We start from the raw sequence: 14,802 nt of genomic DNA on the forward strand, positions 1-14,802 counted from the left end.
AAACTTGCCCCCTCCCCCGCCAGCCCCTATCTGGCGCGCATATTTTTCCCGAATCTCAAGATCTGAAGGAACGCCGCCCGTGTCCGCCCAATACGCCTATGTCATGAAGAACATGACCAAGACCTTCCCCGGTGCCCAGAAGCCGGTGCTGTCGAACATCAATCTGCAATTCTACCAGGGCGCCAAGATCGGCATCGTCGGCCCCAATGGCGCGGGTAAATCGACGCTGATCAAGATCATGGCCGGGATCGACAAGGATTACACCGGCGAAGCCTGGGCAGGCGAGAACATCACCGTCGGCTATCTGGAGCAGGAGCCGGAGCTCGACGAGAGCAAAACCGTGCTCGAAAACGTCAAGGACGGCGCGCGCGACACCGCCGACATGGTCGAACGCTTCAACCAGATCGGCATGGAAATGGGCGAGGAAGACGCCGATTTCGACGCGCTCAGCACCGAGATGTCGGACCTTCAGGACAAGATCGACGCGGTCGATGGCTGGACGCTCGACAACCAGCTCGAAGTTGCGATGGAAGCGCTGCGCTGCCCTCCGGGCGACTGGCCGGTCACCGATCTTTCGGGCGGTGAGAAGCGCCGCGTGGCGCTCACCCGCCTGCTGATCCAGAAGCCGTCGATCCTGCTGCTGGACGAGCCGACCAACCACCTCGATGCCGAAAGCGTCCAGTGGCTGGAAAACCACCTCAAGGAATATGCCGGCGCGGTGCTGATGATCACCCACGACCGCTACTTCCTCGACAATGTGGTGGGCTGGATCCTCGAACTCGATCGCGGATCGTACTACCCCTACGAAGGCAATTATTCGACCTATCTGGAAAAGAAGGCCAAGCGCCTCGAACAGGAAAGCCGCGAGGAATCGGGCCGTTCAAAGGCGCTCAGCCGCGAACTCGAATGGATCCGGCAGACGCCCAGCGCGCGCCAGACCAAGTCCAAGGCGCGTATCCGCAAGTTCGAAGAGCTTCAGGACAGCCAGAACGATCGCAAGCCCGGCAAGGCGCAGATCGTCATCCAGGTGCCCGAGCGCCTGGGCGGCAAGGTGATCGAGGCGAACAACATCTCCAAGGCCTATGGCGACAAACTGCTGTTCGAAAACCTCTCCTTCATGCTGCCGCCGGGCGGCATCGTCGGCGTGATCGGGCCGAACGGCGCAGGTAAATCGACGCTGTTCAAGATCCTGACTGGCAAGGAAGAGCCCGATAGCGGCACGGTCGAAATCGGTTCGACCGTCCATCTCGGCTATGTCGACCAGAGCCGAGATCATCTCAATCCGTCGAACAATGTCTGGGAGGAAATCTCGGACGGGCTCGATTACATGAAAGTCAACGGCCACGACACCAGCACCCGCGCCTATGTCGGGGCGTTCAACTTCAAGGGCCAGGACCAGCAGAAGAACGTCGGCAAGCTGTCCGGCGGCGAACGCAACCGCGTCCACATGGCCAAGATGCTGAAGGAAGGCGGCAACGTCCTGCTGCTGGACGAGCCGACCAACGATCTCGACGTCGAAACCTTGGGCGCTCTCGAAGAAGCGATCGAGAACTTCGCTGGCTGCGCCGTGGTCATTTCGCACGACCGTTTCTTCCTCGATCGCCTGGCGACCCACATCCTCGCCTTCGAAGGCGATAGCCATGTGGAATGGTTCGAAGGTAATTTCGAAGCCTACGAAGAAGACAAGCGCCGCCGCCTCGGCGATGCGGCTGATCGGCCTACGCGACTGGCTTACAAGAAGCTGACGCGCTAAGTTGACGAGGGCGGACGGTTTGTCCGCCCTTTTTCTTTGCGGGCCTGCGATTTGCGGCATCGCTGGCATCGTTACGATTACGCCGTCGTCACCTACCTGCGATTGCCATCGCGCTACTTGGTTTGACACAACGCGGTATGGTTCCCACATTAGAGAAGACGCGCTCGATACGCGGGCGCATTTCCCGACGGCGCGCTTGGGCATGCTCCCGCAGCGCCGCGAACACGAAATCCCAAAAGGATATTCATGACCACTCCCACAAACGGCGACACCGTGACCATCGATTACGTCCTCAAGCGGGGCGACGGCGAACCGGTCGGCACCACCGCACAGAGCGGGCCGCAGGACGTTCAGCTCGGCGCGGGGCAGATCTTCCCGCAGATCGAAGCGGCTCTCACCGATATGAAGGTGGGTGACGAGCAAAGCGTCTCGATCCCCTGCGACAGCGCCTTCGGCGAACGTCAGGAAGCGCTGGTCGTCGACATTCCGCGCGAAAACCTGCCGCCCGAGCCTGCGCCGCAGCCGGGCATGGCCTTGCAGGCACAGCAGCAGGATGGCTCGCCGATCACGCTTTATGTCGTCGAAGTCGGCGATACGACGGTCAAGGCCGACGGCAACCACCCGCTCGCGGGCGAGGATCTGACCTTCGACATCACTCTGCGCGACATCAAGCAGGCCGCGTAACGCACGAGCGGCGGGCGATCTGAATTACGTTTCGGTCGCCCGCCGCATCGATTTCCATGGCCGCGTGACGCGGCCGGGAAGCCAGCGCTAAGGCGCCACCCATCGGCCTTCGCCGCGCAGGAATTGCGCGCGCACATGGCCGTCATTCGACAGATAGAACCAGTCCGCTTCCTCGACCGTCAGGAGCAGAACGGCAAAATTTGCGCGCGCAGGGTCCAACTCTTCATCGCTAGGCTCGACGCCTTCGAAGCGTTCCGGCAATCCACTGGTCGGTTCGTCCGAAACGGCACCAGGCCCCGCTCCCAGATAGCAGCGTCGGGCGAAATTGGTCGCCTCCTCCCACGCCGCGTCCGCGATCGGACCGTAATGCTCGATCCGCCCGGTCCCGCGACACCGGATCTGGACCTTCGCGTCCTTGTCGTAAAACAGCGCGCCCACCGGCGCTCCTTCTCCGATCGCCGCCACTTTCGGCGCGCGCGCATCGGTATTGAATCGCAGGGTCCAATTTTCCTCATCGAAAGCGCGCAGGACCATGATGCGCGCATCCGCATCCGCAGTGACGATGGCTGGGAGATGGAAGGCCGAGCGACGATCGGACGCGCCTTCCTTCAACCGGTTGGCAATATCCTTGCGAACGTCATCGAGGGTGTCGAACATAGTCGCGGTGAGACAGCGTCGCGGCGCTGCTGTCAATCGCGAGGTCGTTCAGGCAAGAGCACTCCAACATGAACAAAGCACCGCCCGAGCGGTTCAGTTTCGCGTCATGGCCTGCGCTCTATTCCTGCGGTATCGCTTAGGCGTTCAATCGAGCCGCAATGGTGGGGCGGCTTTCCAAGGGGAAGGACGATAGCTCCATGACGAACATTTTCTTGAAAGGCAGCGCTCTGGGCGCCCTGGCAGCGGCGCTGGGATTGACGGCGCTGCCTGCTGCGGCTGCACCCGCCGTCGATTTCGACGCTCCGATGACCGCCATAGATGTCGGCACGGCGAACGACGATGCGAAGCTGGCGCAGGATCGCGACCAATATCAGCGCTCACGCGGTGAGCGTGGCGAGCGTCGGCAAGTGTTTCGCCAGCAGCGCTCTTCCGCGCCCGATGCGGCGGTAGCGCCTCCACGAGCGCAGCGTGCGCAGGAAACGCGGCGTGCCGAACGGACCGAGCGTGCGCAAAGGTCGGAGCGGCGCGACGCCAATAGCGGCAATGTCTTCCGCCGTGCGAACGAGGCTCTGCGCGAACAGGCACAGGCCGACAGGGACCGCCGCGAGGCGCGTCGGGAACGTCGCGAGGACTGGCGCGAAGATCGGCGCGAACGCCGGGAAGATGCGCGCGAACGGCGGCAGGACCGCCGGGAGGATTGGCGCGAACGCCGTGCCGACCGCCGCGAGACCTGGCGCGACAATCGCCGCGATGCCTATCGCGATCAGCGCAATTACCGCGACCAGCGCGACCAGCGGAACTGGCGTCAAGACCGCTATCGCGACCAGCGCCAGGCCTATCGCGGCGGCCATTACGGTCGTTATTACGATGGACGTCGTTGGAACGATTATCGCGTCTGGAACCGCTCCGACTGGCGGCGCAATCAGCGCTATGACTGGCACCGCTATCGCGCGGCCAATCGCAGCCTGTTCAATATCGGGCGGTATTATTCGCCCTATCGCAATCACCGATACAATCGGCTTTCGATCGGCATCACGCTCGGGAGCGGGTTCTATTCGAACCGCTACACCATCAACGATCCGTGGCGCTATCGCCTGCCCGAAGTCTACGGCCCATATCGCTGGGTACGCTATTACGACGACGTGCTGCTGGTCGATATCTACAGCGGTGAAGTGGTCGACGCGATCTACGACTTCTTCTGGTAAATCGGTTTGCTTTGTCCGGCGGCTTTGAGAGTGGTCCGCCGGACATCTGGCCCCCGCAGCGCAAATTGCGTTCGCGGGGGCTTTTTATGTCAGCGTCAGACCTTGCCGAAGGGCAGCATCCGGAAGATGCCGCCATTCTTATCGAAGAAGGTGTGCTTCAACGCGCCCAGAATATGCAGGCCGATCAGATAGATGAAAATCGATCCGCCGGTTGCATGGGCCGAGAAGATCGCGCTGCCCAAGGATTTGTTCTCGCCCAGCGGGAGCGGCGGAATCGTGAACAGGCCGAACATGTCGATGCTGCGTCCGGTCAGCGAGTTGGCGATCCATGCCCCCAAGGGGAGAGCGATCAGCAGGACGTAGAAAACAACGTGCACCGTGCGTGCAAGAACCTTTTCCCATTTTGCGAGATCCGACGGCAAGGGCGGCACGGGGTGCGTCCAGCGCCATATCAACCGACCGAGCGTAAGCACCAGAATGAGAATGCCAAGCGCCTTGTGATTGGCAAAGATAGCGCCCTTCGCCGCCCCTTCGGCGTGGTGCGCCGCTTCGGCGATCCGCCAGTTCACGATGACCGCCACTGCAATCGTCCAGTGGAAAATCATGGCGCCCACGGAATAGCGGCGGGCGTTTCGAGTGTCGGACATAGGTATCTCCCAGAGCCCAGCGGGCCGATTTTCGTGGGATAGCGCGTTTCGCCGTCGCTTCAAGCGGCTGCTTGCAGCAGGCCGGTGGTTTGCTAAACCGGCACCCATGGCTTCCAGCGCGACTTACGACACTGCCGCCCTCCCCAATCCCGATCGCGCTGCATTGAAGCGCGTGGGCGCCGCTGTACGGGCGCGCCTGGCGCAGGACAGCGGGCTTTACAAATTTCCGACCGAGGAAGCGGAAATTTTCGCGCTCGGCGGATTCCTGTCCCCATCGGAATGCGAACGCCTGATTGCAATGATCGATGCGATCGCCAAGCCCAGCCAGCTGCATGATCAGGATTATGCCAAGGGCTTCCGCACGTCCTATTCGGGCGATCTCGATCCGGCCCACGCCTTCGTCAAAAGCGTCTCGCGCCGGATAGACGACCTGTTGGGGATCGATCCGCGGTTCGGGGAATCGATCCAGGGCCAGCGTTATCTGCCGGGCCAGGAATTCAAGCCGCACAACGACTGGTTCTATACCGACCAGCCCTATTGGAAATTCGAAAGCGAACGCGGCGGGCAGCGCAGCTGGACCGCCATGGCCTTCCTCAACAAGGTGGAAGAAGGCGGGCACACCTATTTTTCCGAGATAGGCTCCGCGATCGAGCCGGAGCCTGGCGTCCTGCTGATCTGGAACAACGCCCTGCCCGACGGCACGCCCAACGAAGCGACGCTGCACGCGGGAACGCCGGTGCTCAAGGGCGAGAAATACGTGCTGACGAAGTGGTATCGGACCCGCGAATGGAGCTGACTGTCCGGCTCCGATAGCTGGCGCGAACGGTCAGTCCGTGCTTTTGCGCGGCACCCGGAGCGTGGCGCGCAGGCCGCCCGGCTCCAGGCTGCTTTCGACCGATCCGCCGATCCCGCCCAGCACACCTTTCATCAGCCGGGTTCCGGTACCCTGGCTGATCGCGTCCCGGCCCCCTTCGGCCAGGCCGATATCTTCGCCCAGCCGCTCGATCCAGTGGATCACGACCATATCGTCCTCAACCTTCCAGTCGACATGCACACGGCCGTCGCCACGCGACAGAGCGCCGTATTTGAGCGCATTCGTCGCCAGTTCGTGCAGACTAAGACCCACCGGGGTGACATGCTTGCGCGGCAATTCGATCTTCTCGCCAACGATATCGATCCGGTCGGCATTGGAGCTGCGATACGGCTTCATGACCGCTTCGACGAGCGTACGGAGATCGGAAGTATCGGTTTCGAGCCCGTCACCCGATAGCGAGACACGGTGCGCCGCCGCCAGCGCTTCGACGCGGCGCTGGATCTTTTCCGACAGCTCTTCGACCTCTTCGGCCCCGCGCGCGGACAGGCGCACGATCGCCGTCAGCACCGCGAAGAGGTTGTCGGTACGATGCCGCAATTCGTCCGCCACGCGGTCGTTTTCGACGATAGTCTCGCGCGCGGCCAGCAATTCGGAAATGTCCCATTGCGACCCGAAGAAATATTCGAGTTCGCCATCCGCGTTGTAGATCGGGCCGATATGCACTGCGTTCCAGAAAGCGGTGCCGTCCTTGCGATAATTCAGAATGTCGACGACCGTATAGACCTGCCGGTCCACCGCTTTCCTCAACCGGGCGATCGAGGATTGCTGGGTCTTCTCGCCCTGCAGGAACCGGCAATTGCGTCCGATGATCTCGTCGATAGGGTAGCCGGTCAGTTCGACGAAGGCTTCGTTGCAATAGACGATCGGGCAATCGGGCTGATGGGGATCGGAAATGCATTGCGCCATCCGCGTCTGCGCGGTGGTCTGGAGAAACAATTGGTCGGCATTCAGGCGCAGTGAGGCCAGACGCGAGGGATGCCCCGCGTCGTTGCGTTGCCGTTTCGTCGAATTGCTACCATCCGCCAAATTGCGAATCCCTTCCGCCCGCGCTCAATCCTCGAGCGCATCCTTTATCAAAGCACGTGTATTGTCGATCCCGTAAAGCGCGACGAAGCTTCCCATACGCGGGCCTTGGTCGCTGCCCAATAACGTTTGATATAATGCCTTGAACCAGTCGCGTAGGGATTCGAAGCCGAAGCTCTCGTCCTTGCCGATTTCATAGATCGCGGTCTGGATGTCTTCGGCCGAAGTTCCGTCTGCCATCGCAGCCAGCTCTTCGTCCAGGCGGCGAAGGGCAGAGGCCTCGTTCGCCTCGGGCTTGCGGCGCTGGAGCGACGGGGCGACGAAATCGCGGTTATAGGCGAGCGCCTTGTCCACCAGCGCATCGAGATCGGGATGGGCCGCAGGGTCGGGATCGGCGATGTAATTGCCGAGATAGGACCACACCTGATCCCGATCCGCCTGCGCGCCGAGCACGCCGACGAGATTCAGCAACAGCGCGAACGTAACCGGCAGGCTGTCCCCCGCGCCGGGCGCTTCGCTGCCTTCGAACCCGCCATTCGCGCGCGCCAGATGCCAGACCGGATTGCCGAGCTGCTTGTCCAGATCCTGCTCCGCCAATCGCTCGCGGAACTGCCAGTAATCGTCCACTGCGCGCGGGATGACGCCGCCGTGCAATTGCTTGGCGCTCTTAGGATTGGGGAAGATGTAAAAGCCGAGCGATTCCTCGCTGCCATATTCGAGCCATTGTTCGATCGTCAGCCCGTTGCCCTTGGACTTGGAGATCTTCTCTCCCTTCTCGTCCAGGAACAGCTCGTAGATCAGCCCGTCCGGCATCCTCCCGCCGAGGACCTGCGCGATCTTGCCCGACTGGACGCCGGTATCGGTCAGATCCTTGCCGTACATCTCGTAATCGACGCCCAGCGCCACCCAGCGCATGGCGAAATCGACCTTCCACTGGAGCTTGGCCATGCCACCCAGCGCGGATTGTTCGACTTCCGTCCCATCCTCGTCGGTGAAGCGGATCGTCCCGGCTTCGGCATCGACGACCTGCACCGGCACTTGCAACACCCGGCCCGTGTTCGGGCTGATAGGCATGATCGGCGAATAGGTCGCCGCGCGTTCGGCCCGCAAGGTCGGCAGCATGATGTCGAGGATCGCCTGATCCTTCGCGAGCACCGTCTTCAGCGCATCGTCGAACGCACCGGAATTGTAACGGTCCGACGAAGCGACGAATTCGTAATCGAAGCCGAACCGGTCGAGGAATTCGCGCAGCATCGCATTGTTGTGCGCGGCAAAACTTTCATGCGCGGTATCGAAGGGATTGGGCACGCGGCTGAGCGGCAGGTGTAGATTGTCCTCCAGCAATTGCCGGTTGGGCACATTGTCCGGCACCTTGCGCAGGCCGTCCATATCGTCCGAAAAGGCGACGAGGCGCGTCTTGCCGTCTTCCGGCTTCGCCCCGATCAGCGCTTCGAATGCGCGGCGCACCAGCGTGGTGCGCAGCACTTCCTGAAACGTTCCGATATGCGGCAGGCCGCTGGGTCCGTATCCGGTTTCGAACAGGACCGGCGATCCATCCGGCTTCGTGCCATCTGGATAGCGCTTCAAAAGCCGTTGCGCTTCCTGGAAGGGCCAGGCCTTGGAGGAACGAGCGGCGGACATCAGATCGGTCATGGTCATGAGCGGGGCTTTCGCGGATGGACTGCGGTGTTGCAAGTGCGAAGCGCGCCGATCGGGGGCGGCGCGTTGACACGCTTGAAAGTTGTAAGGCGACGCGTTCGTCTGATTTTACTCTTTCTGTTCAGTCTCTTGCCATCCGCACCTGCCAAACCGCTGTGGCCTTCGGGTTTCGAAAGGCCACACCGCGCCGCAACCACGCTCGCGGGACGTAAAGCACGGGGCATTGCGCGGTGGCGGTTCATCCCCCCGGATCTGGCAAATTCCGCGCCTGTAGGAAACCGCTTTCGCGCGCCTCTGTTTACTTTTCGTTCCCGGCTTGGAATAGCGCTCCGGTGAGCGAGCCTCTGCCCCTCCCCGCGATCCATGCCAGCCACGCAGGCACATGGTTGCGCGATTCCAACGGCAGCACGCGCGGCTGTTCCAAGGGCGAGGCGGTGATGGCGGCTGCCGACACGCCGCTGCTGCTGCTGAACGCCCCGCTGGTGGCCAATCGCCTCGGCTATCCCGACCTGTCGGGCCTCGATCTTCTGGAGCTGTTCGCTTTCGTGCGCCCGGCCCGTTTCTGCGTGCCCACGCCGAAGGGACTGGCCGAAGCGCTCGACCTCGCCGTGCCGGACAGCGACGACGAAGTGCCGCTGCTGCTGCAACTCGCCGCAGCGCGGATGATGGAGATCTGCGAAAGCACCGACTGGGCCGAACGTGACGGCGCCTGGTCGACTCTTCAATCGCTGGCGCGCCTGCGCTGGCCCTGGGCGCAGGTGCTCGCGCCCCATGTGAAGCGGCCCGAACGCGCGGAGAAATGGCTGTTCTCGCGCCTCCCCGAATGGGAAGAAGCGCCCGAGCGCGCGCAGCCCCAACAGGTGGCGCTCGACGAGCTGGCGGTCGAAGGGCATCTGGAACGCCTGACCGGCGAAGGCGCGGAAAAGCGCGAAGGGCAACGCCTGTTCGCGCGCGGCGCGGGCAGCGTGTTCGCTCCGCGCGCAGAGGACAAGCGGCCGCATGTCCTGCTGGCGCAGGCGGGCACCGGGATCGGCAAGACGCTGGGCTATCTGGCCCCCGCCTCCCTCTGGGCGGAACGGTCCGGCGGCACGGTATGGGTATCGACCTATACCAAGAATCTGCAGCGCCAATTGCGGCGCGAAAGCACCCGCGCCTGGCCCGAACGGCGCGCCGACGGATCGCGCCCGGTCGTGGTCCGCAAGGGGCGCGAGAATTATCTCTGCCTCCTCAATCTGGAAGACGCGCTGCAAGGCGGCTTTTCCGGCCGCCCTGCCATTCTGGCGCAGCTGGTGGCACGCTGGGCTGCTTATTCGCAGGACGGCGACATGATCGGGGGCGACCTGCCCGGCTGGCTCGGCACGCTGTTCCGCAAGCGCGGCATCGCGGCGCTGACCGATCAACGCGGCGAATGCGTATATGCCGGGTGCCCGCATTACCGCAAATGCTTCATCGAACGCAGCGCACGGGCGAGCGCGCAGGCCGATCTCGTCATCGCCAATCACGCGCTCGTCATGGTCAACGCCGCGCGCGGGCGCGATCATGCGCAGCGCCCCACCCGCATCGTCTTCGACGAGGGGCATCATGTTTTCGATGCCGCCGATTCGACCTTTTCCGCCGCGCTGACCGGGCAGGAGACGATAGAGCTGAGGCGATGGATCGTCGGCCCCGAACGCGGCAATCGCGGACGGCGGCGGGGCCTCGCTGCGCGCCTCGCCGATATTGCGAGCTATGACGAGGCCGGCGGCGAAGCGATCGAGGCTGCCGTCGCGGCAGCGCAGGATCTGCCTTCCGACGGCTGGCTCGTCCGGCTGGCGGATGGCACGCCGATGGGGCCGCTCGAAGCCCTGCTCGCCCAGGTTCGCGCCACCACCTATGCCCGCGACGAGAGCGGGCAGGAAGCGGGCTACGGGATCGAGACCGAGACCGCCTCGCTTCCCGGCGAACTGGTCGAGGCGGCGGGCACGGCGGCGCAGGCGCTTGCTGCCATCCGTACCCCGCTGATGAAACTGGCCGGGCGATTGGAAGCGGTGATGGCCGACGCGCCCGACTGGCTCGACGGACAAGGCCGTGCGCGCATCGAAGGGGCGCGCCATTCGCTCGCCTGGCGGATCGATCTGCTGGCCGCGTGGGAAGCGCTGCTGTCGCGTCTCGGCGGCCCGGCGGACCCGGATTTTGTCGACTGGCTGGCGGTCGATCGCAACGATGCGCGCGAATTCGATATCGGCCTGCACCGGCACTGGGTCGATCCGATGAAGCCCTTCGCCCACACCGTTCTGGAGCCTGCGCATGGCGTGATGCTGACCAGTGCCACGCTGACCGATCGGGGCGAGGAAGGGCCGGACTGGCCGCACGCGGTCGCGCGCAGCGGTGCCACCCATATCGAAATCGCGCCGCGCACCAGCCAGTCGGACAGTCCGTTCGATTATGCAAACCGTGCCGAGGTGCTGATCGTCACCGACATCAGGCGCGGCGATATCGCCGGGCTGGCGGGCGCCTATGCGCGGCTGATCGAAGCGTCGGATGGCGGCGTGCTGGGCCTGTTCACGGCGATCCGGCGGATGCGGGCGGTGCATGGGCGCATCGCGGACCGGTTGGCGCGCGCGGGCCTGCCGCTCTATGCCCAGCATGTCGATCCGATCGATACCGGCACGCTGACCGATATTTTCCGCGACGATCCGCGCGCCAGCCTGCTGGGCACGGACGCGCTGCGCGATGGAGTGGACGTGCCGGGGCGCAGCTTGCGCTGCGTCGTCATGGAAAGCGTGCCCTGGCCGCGCCCGACCATTCTCCACCGCGCCCGCCGCGCCGCCGCGGCGGATGAACCGGGCGGCGCGAAGGGGCATGACGATCGCATCATCCGCGCCCGGCTTGCCCAGGCTTTCGGGCGGCTGATCCGCACGCGCGAGGATGCGGGCCACTTCGTCGTCCTCTCCTCCGCCTTCCCCTCGCGCTTCCTCTCCGCCTTCCCCGACGGCACGCCCGTCATCCGCCTGACGCTTGCGGAAGCTTTACAGCGCGTCGCCCACGGTGTTCATGCCGTCACGGGTAGCGAAACGGAGAGCGCGTGAAGATTCTCGGCCTGATGCGGCATGCGAAATCGGACTGGAACGATGGCGACACGCGCGATTTCGATCGCGGGTTGAACGCGCGCGGGCGCAAGGGCGCGCGGTTGATGGGCGATCATATCCGCAATCACGGCATCAAGTGGGACACGGTGATCGCCAGCCCCGCCCAGCGGGTGAAGACCACGCTGGAAGAGGCTTTGCCCGATCGGGAGCCCTCTTGGGACCGCCGCCTGTATCTGGCCGGGACCGACACGATCATGGACGTGCTGCACGAAGCGACCGGCAAGGCCGTGCTGATCGCAGCCCACAATCCCGGCCTTGGCGACATGGTCCTCGAACTGGTCGCACCGGCCCATGAAAACGCGCTGTTCGACGAGGCGAAGGTCAAATTCCCGACCGCGAGTTACGCCGTGTTCGAACTGGATATCGACGATTGGGCGGAGCTGGGGCCGGAATGCGGCAAGCTCGTCCACTTCGCGCGGCCCCGCGATCTCGACCCCGAACTGGGGCCGGAGAGCTAGCGCAGGATCCGGGGCCCCGCCCCGCTTTCGCCCGCCACGTCCTGCGGGTTGTAGATCTGACAGGTCTTGAGGCTCAGGCAGCCGCAGCCGATGCACCCGTCGAGATTGTCGCGCATCGCCTGCAATTGCGCGATGCGCTCGTCCAGCCCGCCGCGGATCGCTTCGCTGATCTTCCACCAGTCGAAACTGCTGGGCGTGCGTCCCTTGGGCAGCGCGCGCAGATGCTCGCCGATCTCTTCGAGCGAGAGGCCGAGCTTCTGGACGATCAGGATGAAGCTCAAGCGCCTAATATCGCTACGCAAAAAGCGGCGTTGATTGCCGCCGGTGCGCATCGGTTCGATCAGCCCCTTGTCCTCGTAGAAACGGATCGCCGAGACGCTGAGCCCCGTGCGGCGGGCGAGTTCGCCTATGGTGAGTGTGTCGTTCGGTCCCATCGATCACAGTCATAGCGACGTTGCAGCTTGACCTCAAGAGAACTTGAGGTTGCATGAATGCGGGCACCGGACCTGCCGCAAGGGAAGCCTGCCTCACTGTCGAAGCGGGCGCACGCGGCGGTTCGGATGGAGATTTCCATGCCCGATCAAACTCATGTTTCGGCCCGGCTCGAACACGTCAATATCTCGTCGCGCGATCCGGACCGGCTCGCCGATCTGATCGCCCGGATCACCGGATGGACCCGCCGATGGGAAGGCCCGGCCATGGCTGGCGGGCGCACCATCCATCTCGGCGATGCGCAGGCCTATCTCGCGATCTATACCAATCCGGACGTCGCCGCCGGGTTCGGCAAGGGAGCGCCGATGAACCATATCGGGATTGCGGTCAGCGATCTCGATGCGGCGGAAAAACTGGTCGCGGAGGCCGGTCTTCGTCCCTTCAATCAGGGGCAATACGATCCGGGTCCGCGCAGTTTCTATTTCATCGACTGGGACGGGATCGAATTCGAGGTGGTCAGCTATGAATGAGCCGCAGCTTCGCGAGCCGATGTTCGGCCACCTTGCCCGTAAGCGCCCTGAAATCCCGCCATCGAACCGAGCGGCACATCTTCGAACCGGCCCAGCCACCGGCGCGCCATCTTGGCGAGCGGGATCGGGTTGAGATAATGCCGCTTGCAGCGCCCGTCGCGCTCGGAAGCGACCAGTTCGGCCGCTTCCAGCACGGCGAGGTGCTTGGCCACCGCCTGGCGCGTCATCGGCAGGTCTTCCGACAGGTCCGACAGAGTCATCCCGCCCCGCTCGCTCAAGCGATCGAGCAGCAGCCGCCGCGTGGGGTCGGACAGGGCGGAAAAGGTGTCGGTCATGCGCGGCAGGCTATTGCGCGCCGCATGAGTCGCGCAAGCTGGCACCCGGCGCGCAGGCCGATTTGTCCACGATCGGGATTCCCGGCGCTTTTTCGCTTGCGCGCGAGGGCTCCGGTGCCCCTAGAACGCTGCATGAGTTCCGACGACGCGCCCACCCCCTTCGCCATCCACGATCGCAGCATCGCACCGGGCACGGCGGAAATCCTCACCATTCCCGTCAGCCAGCAGGTCACGGGTCTCGATTCCTCGCTCGCGCTCAAAGTGATTCACGGGGCGAAGCGCGGGCCATGTGTCTTCGTGAGCGCGGGCATCCACGGGGACGAGATCGTGGGTGCGGCCATCGTCCAGCGCCTGCTCGACCATCTGATGCCGGAAACCCTGTCGGGTACGGTGATTCTGGCGCCCGCGGTTAATATCTACGGCTTCGCCGCGCACAGCCGCTATCTGCCCGACCGGCGCGATCTCAATCGCAGCTTTCCGGGGAACGAAGGCGGCAGCCTCGCCGCGCAGCTGGCGCATTGTTTCCTGACCAATGTGATCGAGCGCTGCACGCTCGGCATCGATATGCACACCGCAGCGGTCCATCGTTACAATCTGCCGCAGATCAGGATCGCATCGGGCAGTCCCTATCTCGTCGAACTGGCGATGGCCTTCGGCGCGCCGATCATCGTCGAAAGCCCGTTGCGGCCCGGCTCGATGCGGGCGCTCGCCGCCGAGCGCGAAGTGCCCATGCTCCTCCTCGAAGCGGGCGAGGCGCTACGCTTCGATCGCTATTCGATCGGTGTCGGCGCCGCGGGCGTGCTGCGCGTGCTCGCCCATATCGGCATGATCACGGCGAGCGACGGGCTGGAGAATGTCGCAGTCCCGATGCGCGCCAATCGCTCCACCTGGGTACGCGCACCGCGCGGCGGCGTGTCGCGCCGGGTACGCAAATCGGGCGATATCGTGCGGCAGGGCAATCTGCTGGCCGTGGTCGGCGGCTTGTTCGGCGAGGACGGGATCGAACTCGTCAGCCCGATCGATGGCGTGATCATCGGCCACGCGACGCTGCCCGTGGTCAATCAGGGCGATGCGCTGTTCCATGTCGCCGAAATCGACTCGCTCGACCATGTCGGCGAAAATGCGCACTCCATCGTCGAAGCGATGGCCGTCAGCGATCCGCCCTTCGCACCCGCGCCGATCCTCGACGAGGACGAATTGCTTTAGATCAGGCCCGCAATCTCCAGCGCCTCGTCCACCGCCTTGCGGCTGGCCTCGCTCGCGCGGCACAGCGGCAGGCGGACTTCGTCGGAGAACCAGTCGTGCACGCGGCTCAGCGCGTATTTCGCCGGCGCGGGGCTGGCGTCTGAGAACATCGCGTAATGCAACGGGAACAGCCGGTCGTTCAGTTCGCGCGCCTTGGCCAGCTCGTTCGCGG

General features: G+C 64.0%; 15 protein-coding genes. 8 read left to right on the plus strand and 7 right to left on the minus strand.

All coding sequences use genetic code 11. The features are described 5' to 3' along the window. Positions 1-79: 79 nt before the first annotated feature. Positions 80-1,753, plus strand: a complete 1,674-nt coding sequence (ettA, locus tag A3736_RS16185; RefSeq protein ID WP_067685071.1) for an energy-dependent translational throttle protein EttA — start codon at positions 80-82, stop codon at positions 1,751-1,753. Between the two features lie 246 nt (positions 1,754-1,999). Beyond that, positions 2,000-2,437, plus strand: a complete 438-nt coding sequence (locus A3736_RS16190) for a peptidylprolyl isomerase (RefSeq protein ID WP_067685073.1) — start codon at positions 2,000-2,002, stop codon at positions 2,435-2,437. Between the two features lie 87 nt (positions 2,438-2,524). On the opposite strand, the gene A3736_RS16195 is transcribed toward A3736_RS16190, so the two are convergent. Further along, on the minus strand, positions 2,525-3,094 hold the full coding sequence (locus A3736_RS16195; RefSeq protein WP_067685075.1) for a flavin-binding protein: 570 nt from the start codon (positions 3,092-3,094) through the stop codon (positions 2,525-2,527). 197 nt (positions 3,095-3,291) lie between these two features. Here A3736_RS16195 and A3736_RS16200 point away from each other — a divergent pair, with 197 nt between their 5' ends. Continuing rightward, the gene (locus A3736_RS16200) at positions 3,292-4,299 is read left to right on the plus strand and encodes an RcnB family protein (protein WP_067685096.1); all 1,008 of its coding nucleotides are present in this window, start codon (positions 3,292-3,294) and stop codon (positions 4,297-4,299) included. A 95-nt stretch (positions 4,300-4,394) separates the two neighbouring features. Here the strand turns inward: A3736_RS16200 and A3736_RS16205 are convergent, their stop codons facing one another. Next, positions 4,395-4,946 (minus strand): cytochrome b, encoded by a 552-nt coding sequence (locus A3736_RS16205; RefSeq protein WP_067685077.1) that lies wholly within the window; start codon positions 4,944-4,946, stop codon positions 4,395-4,397. Positions 4,947-5,052: 106 nt separating this feature from the next. On the opposite strand from A3736_RS16205, the gene A3736_RS16210 reads away from it, so the two are divergent. Beyond that, on the plus strand, positions 5,053-5,742 hold the full coding sequence (locus A3736_RS16210; protein ID WP_067685079.1) for a 2OG-Fe(II) oxygenase: 690 nt from the start codon (positions 5,053-5,055) through the stop codon (positions 5,740-5,742). 30 nt (positions 5,743-5,772) lie between these two features. Here A3736_RS16210 and A3736_RS16215 read toward each other — a convergent pair whose 3' ends face one another. Both A3736_RS16215 and A3736_RS16220 read right to left on the minus strand, forming a co-directional pair. Then, positions 5,773-6,846 carry a PAS domain-containing protein gene (locus A3736_RS16215; RefSeq protein WP_197465643.1) on the minus strand — a complete coding sequence of 358 codons (1,074 nt, stop codon included), beginning with the start codon at positions 6,844-6,846 and terminating at the stop codon, positions 5,773-5,775. A gap of 24 nt (positions 6,847-6,870) precedes the next feature. Then, positions 6,871-8,502 carry a lysine--tRNA ligase gene (locus A3736_RS16220; RefSeq protein ID WP_067685081.1) on the minus strand — a complete coding sequence of 544 codons (1,632 nt, stop codon included), beginning with the start codon at positions 8,500-8,502 and terminating at the stop codon, positions 6,871-6,873. A 332-nt stretch (positions 8,503-8,834) separates the two neighbouring features. Between A3736_RS16220 and A3736_RS16225 the strand changes: the two genes are divergently transcribed. Both A3736_RS16225 and A3736_RS16230 read left to right on the plus strand, forming a co-directional pair. Further along, a complete protein-coding gene (locus A3736_RS16225; RefSeq protein WP_067685083.1) occupies positions 8,835-11,570 on the plus strand; it encodes an ATP-dependent DNA helicase in 2,736 nt (911 codons plus the stop codon). Then, entirely contained in the window at positions 11,567-12,088 is a 522-nt protein-coding gene (locus A3736_RS16230) for a histidine phosphatase family protein (RefSeq protein ID WP_067685085.1), read from the plus strand. Before A3736_RS16225 ends, A3736_RS16230 begins: the two co-directional genes overlap by 4 nt. On the opposite strand, the gene soxR is transcribed toward A3736_RS16230, so the two are convergent. Beyond that, the gene (gene soxR / locus A3736_RS16235; protein ID WP_067685087.1) at positions 12,085-12,522 is read right to left on the minus strand and encodes a redox-sensitive transcriptional activator SoxR; all 438 of its coding nucleotides are present in this window, start codon (positions 12,520-12,522) and stop codon (positions 12,085-12,087) included. The two genes, A3736_RS16230 and soxR, sit on opposite strands and share 4 nt — an antisense overlap. A 138-nt stretch (positions 12,523-12,660) precedes the next feature. On the opposite strand from soxR, the gene A3736_RS16240 reads away from it, so the two are divergent. Continuing rightward, positions 12,661-13,050: a VOC family protein gene (locus A3736_RS16240; RefSeq protein WP_067685089.1), complete on the plus strand. Its 390-nt coding sequence runs from the start codon at positions 12,661-12,663 to the stop codon at positions 13,048-13,050. On the opposite strand, the gene A3736_RS16245 is transcribed toward A3736_RS16240, so the two are convergent. Next, on the minus strand, positions 13,041-13,385 hold the full coding sequence (locus tag A3736_RS16245) for a helix-turn-helix transcriptional regulator (protein ID WP_067685092.1): 345 nt from the start codon (positions 13,383-13,385) through the stop codon (positions 13,041-13,043). The genes A3736_RS16240 and A3736_RS16245 overlap by 10 nt on opposite strands. 132 nt (positions 13,386-13,517) lie before the next feature. Between A3736_RS16245 and A3736_RS16250 the strand changes: the two genes are divergently transcribed. After that, positions 13,518-14,591, plus strand: a complete 1,074-nt coding sequence (locus tag A3736_RS16250; protein ID WP_067685094.1) for a succinylglutamate desuccinylase/aspartoacylase family protein — start codon at positions 13,518-13,520, stop codon at positions 14,589-14,591. On the opposite strand, the gene A3736_RS16255 is transcribed toward A3736_RS16250, so the two are convergent. Continuing rightward, positions 14,588-14,802 (minus strand): dihydrodipicolinate synthase family protein (locus A3736_RS16255; RefSeq protein ID WP_197465644.1); only part of this gene is annotated, 215 nt, incomplete at its 5' end. The two genes, A3736_RS16250 and A3736_RS16255, sit on opposite strands and share 4 nt — an antisense overlap.

Origin of the sequence: Erythrobacter sp. HI0063, from assembly GCF_001635685.1 — a bacterium.
Taxonomy (GTDB): Bacteria; Pseudomonadota; Alphaproteobacteria; order Sphingomonadales; family Sphingomonadaceae; genus Qipengyuania.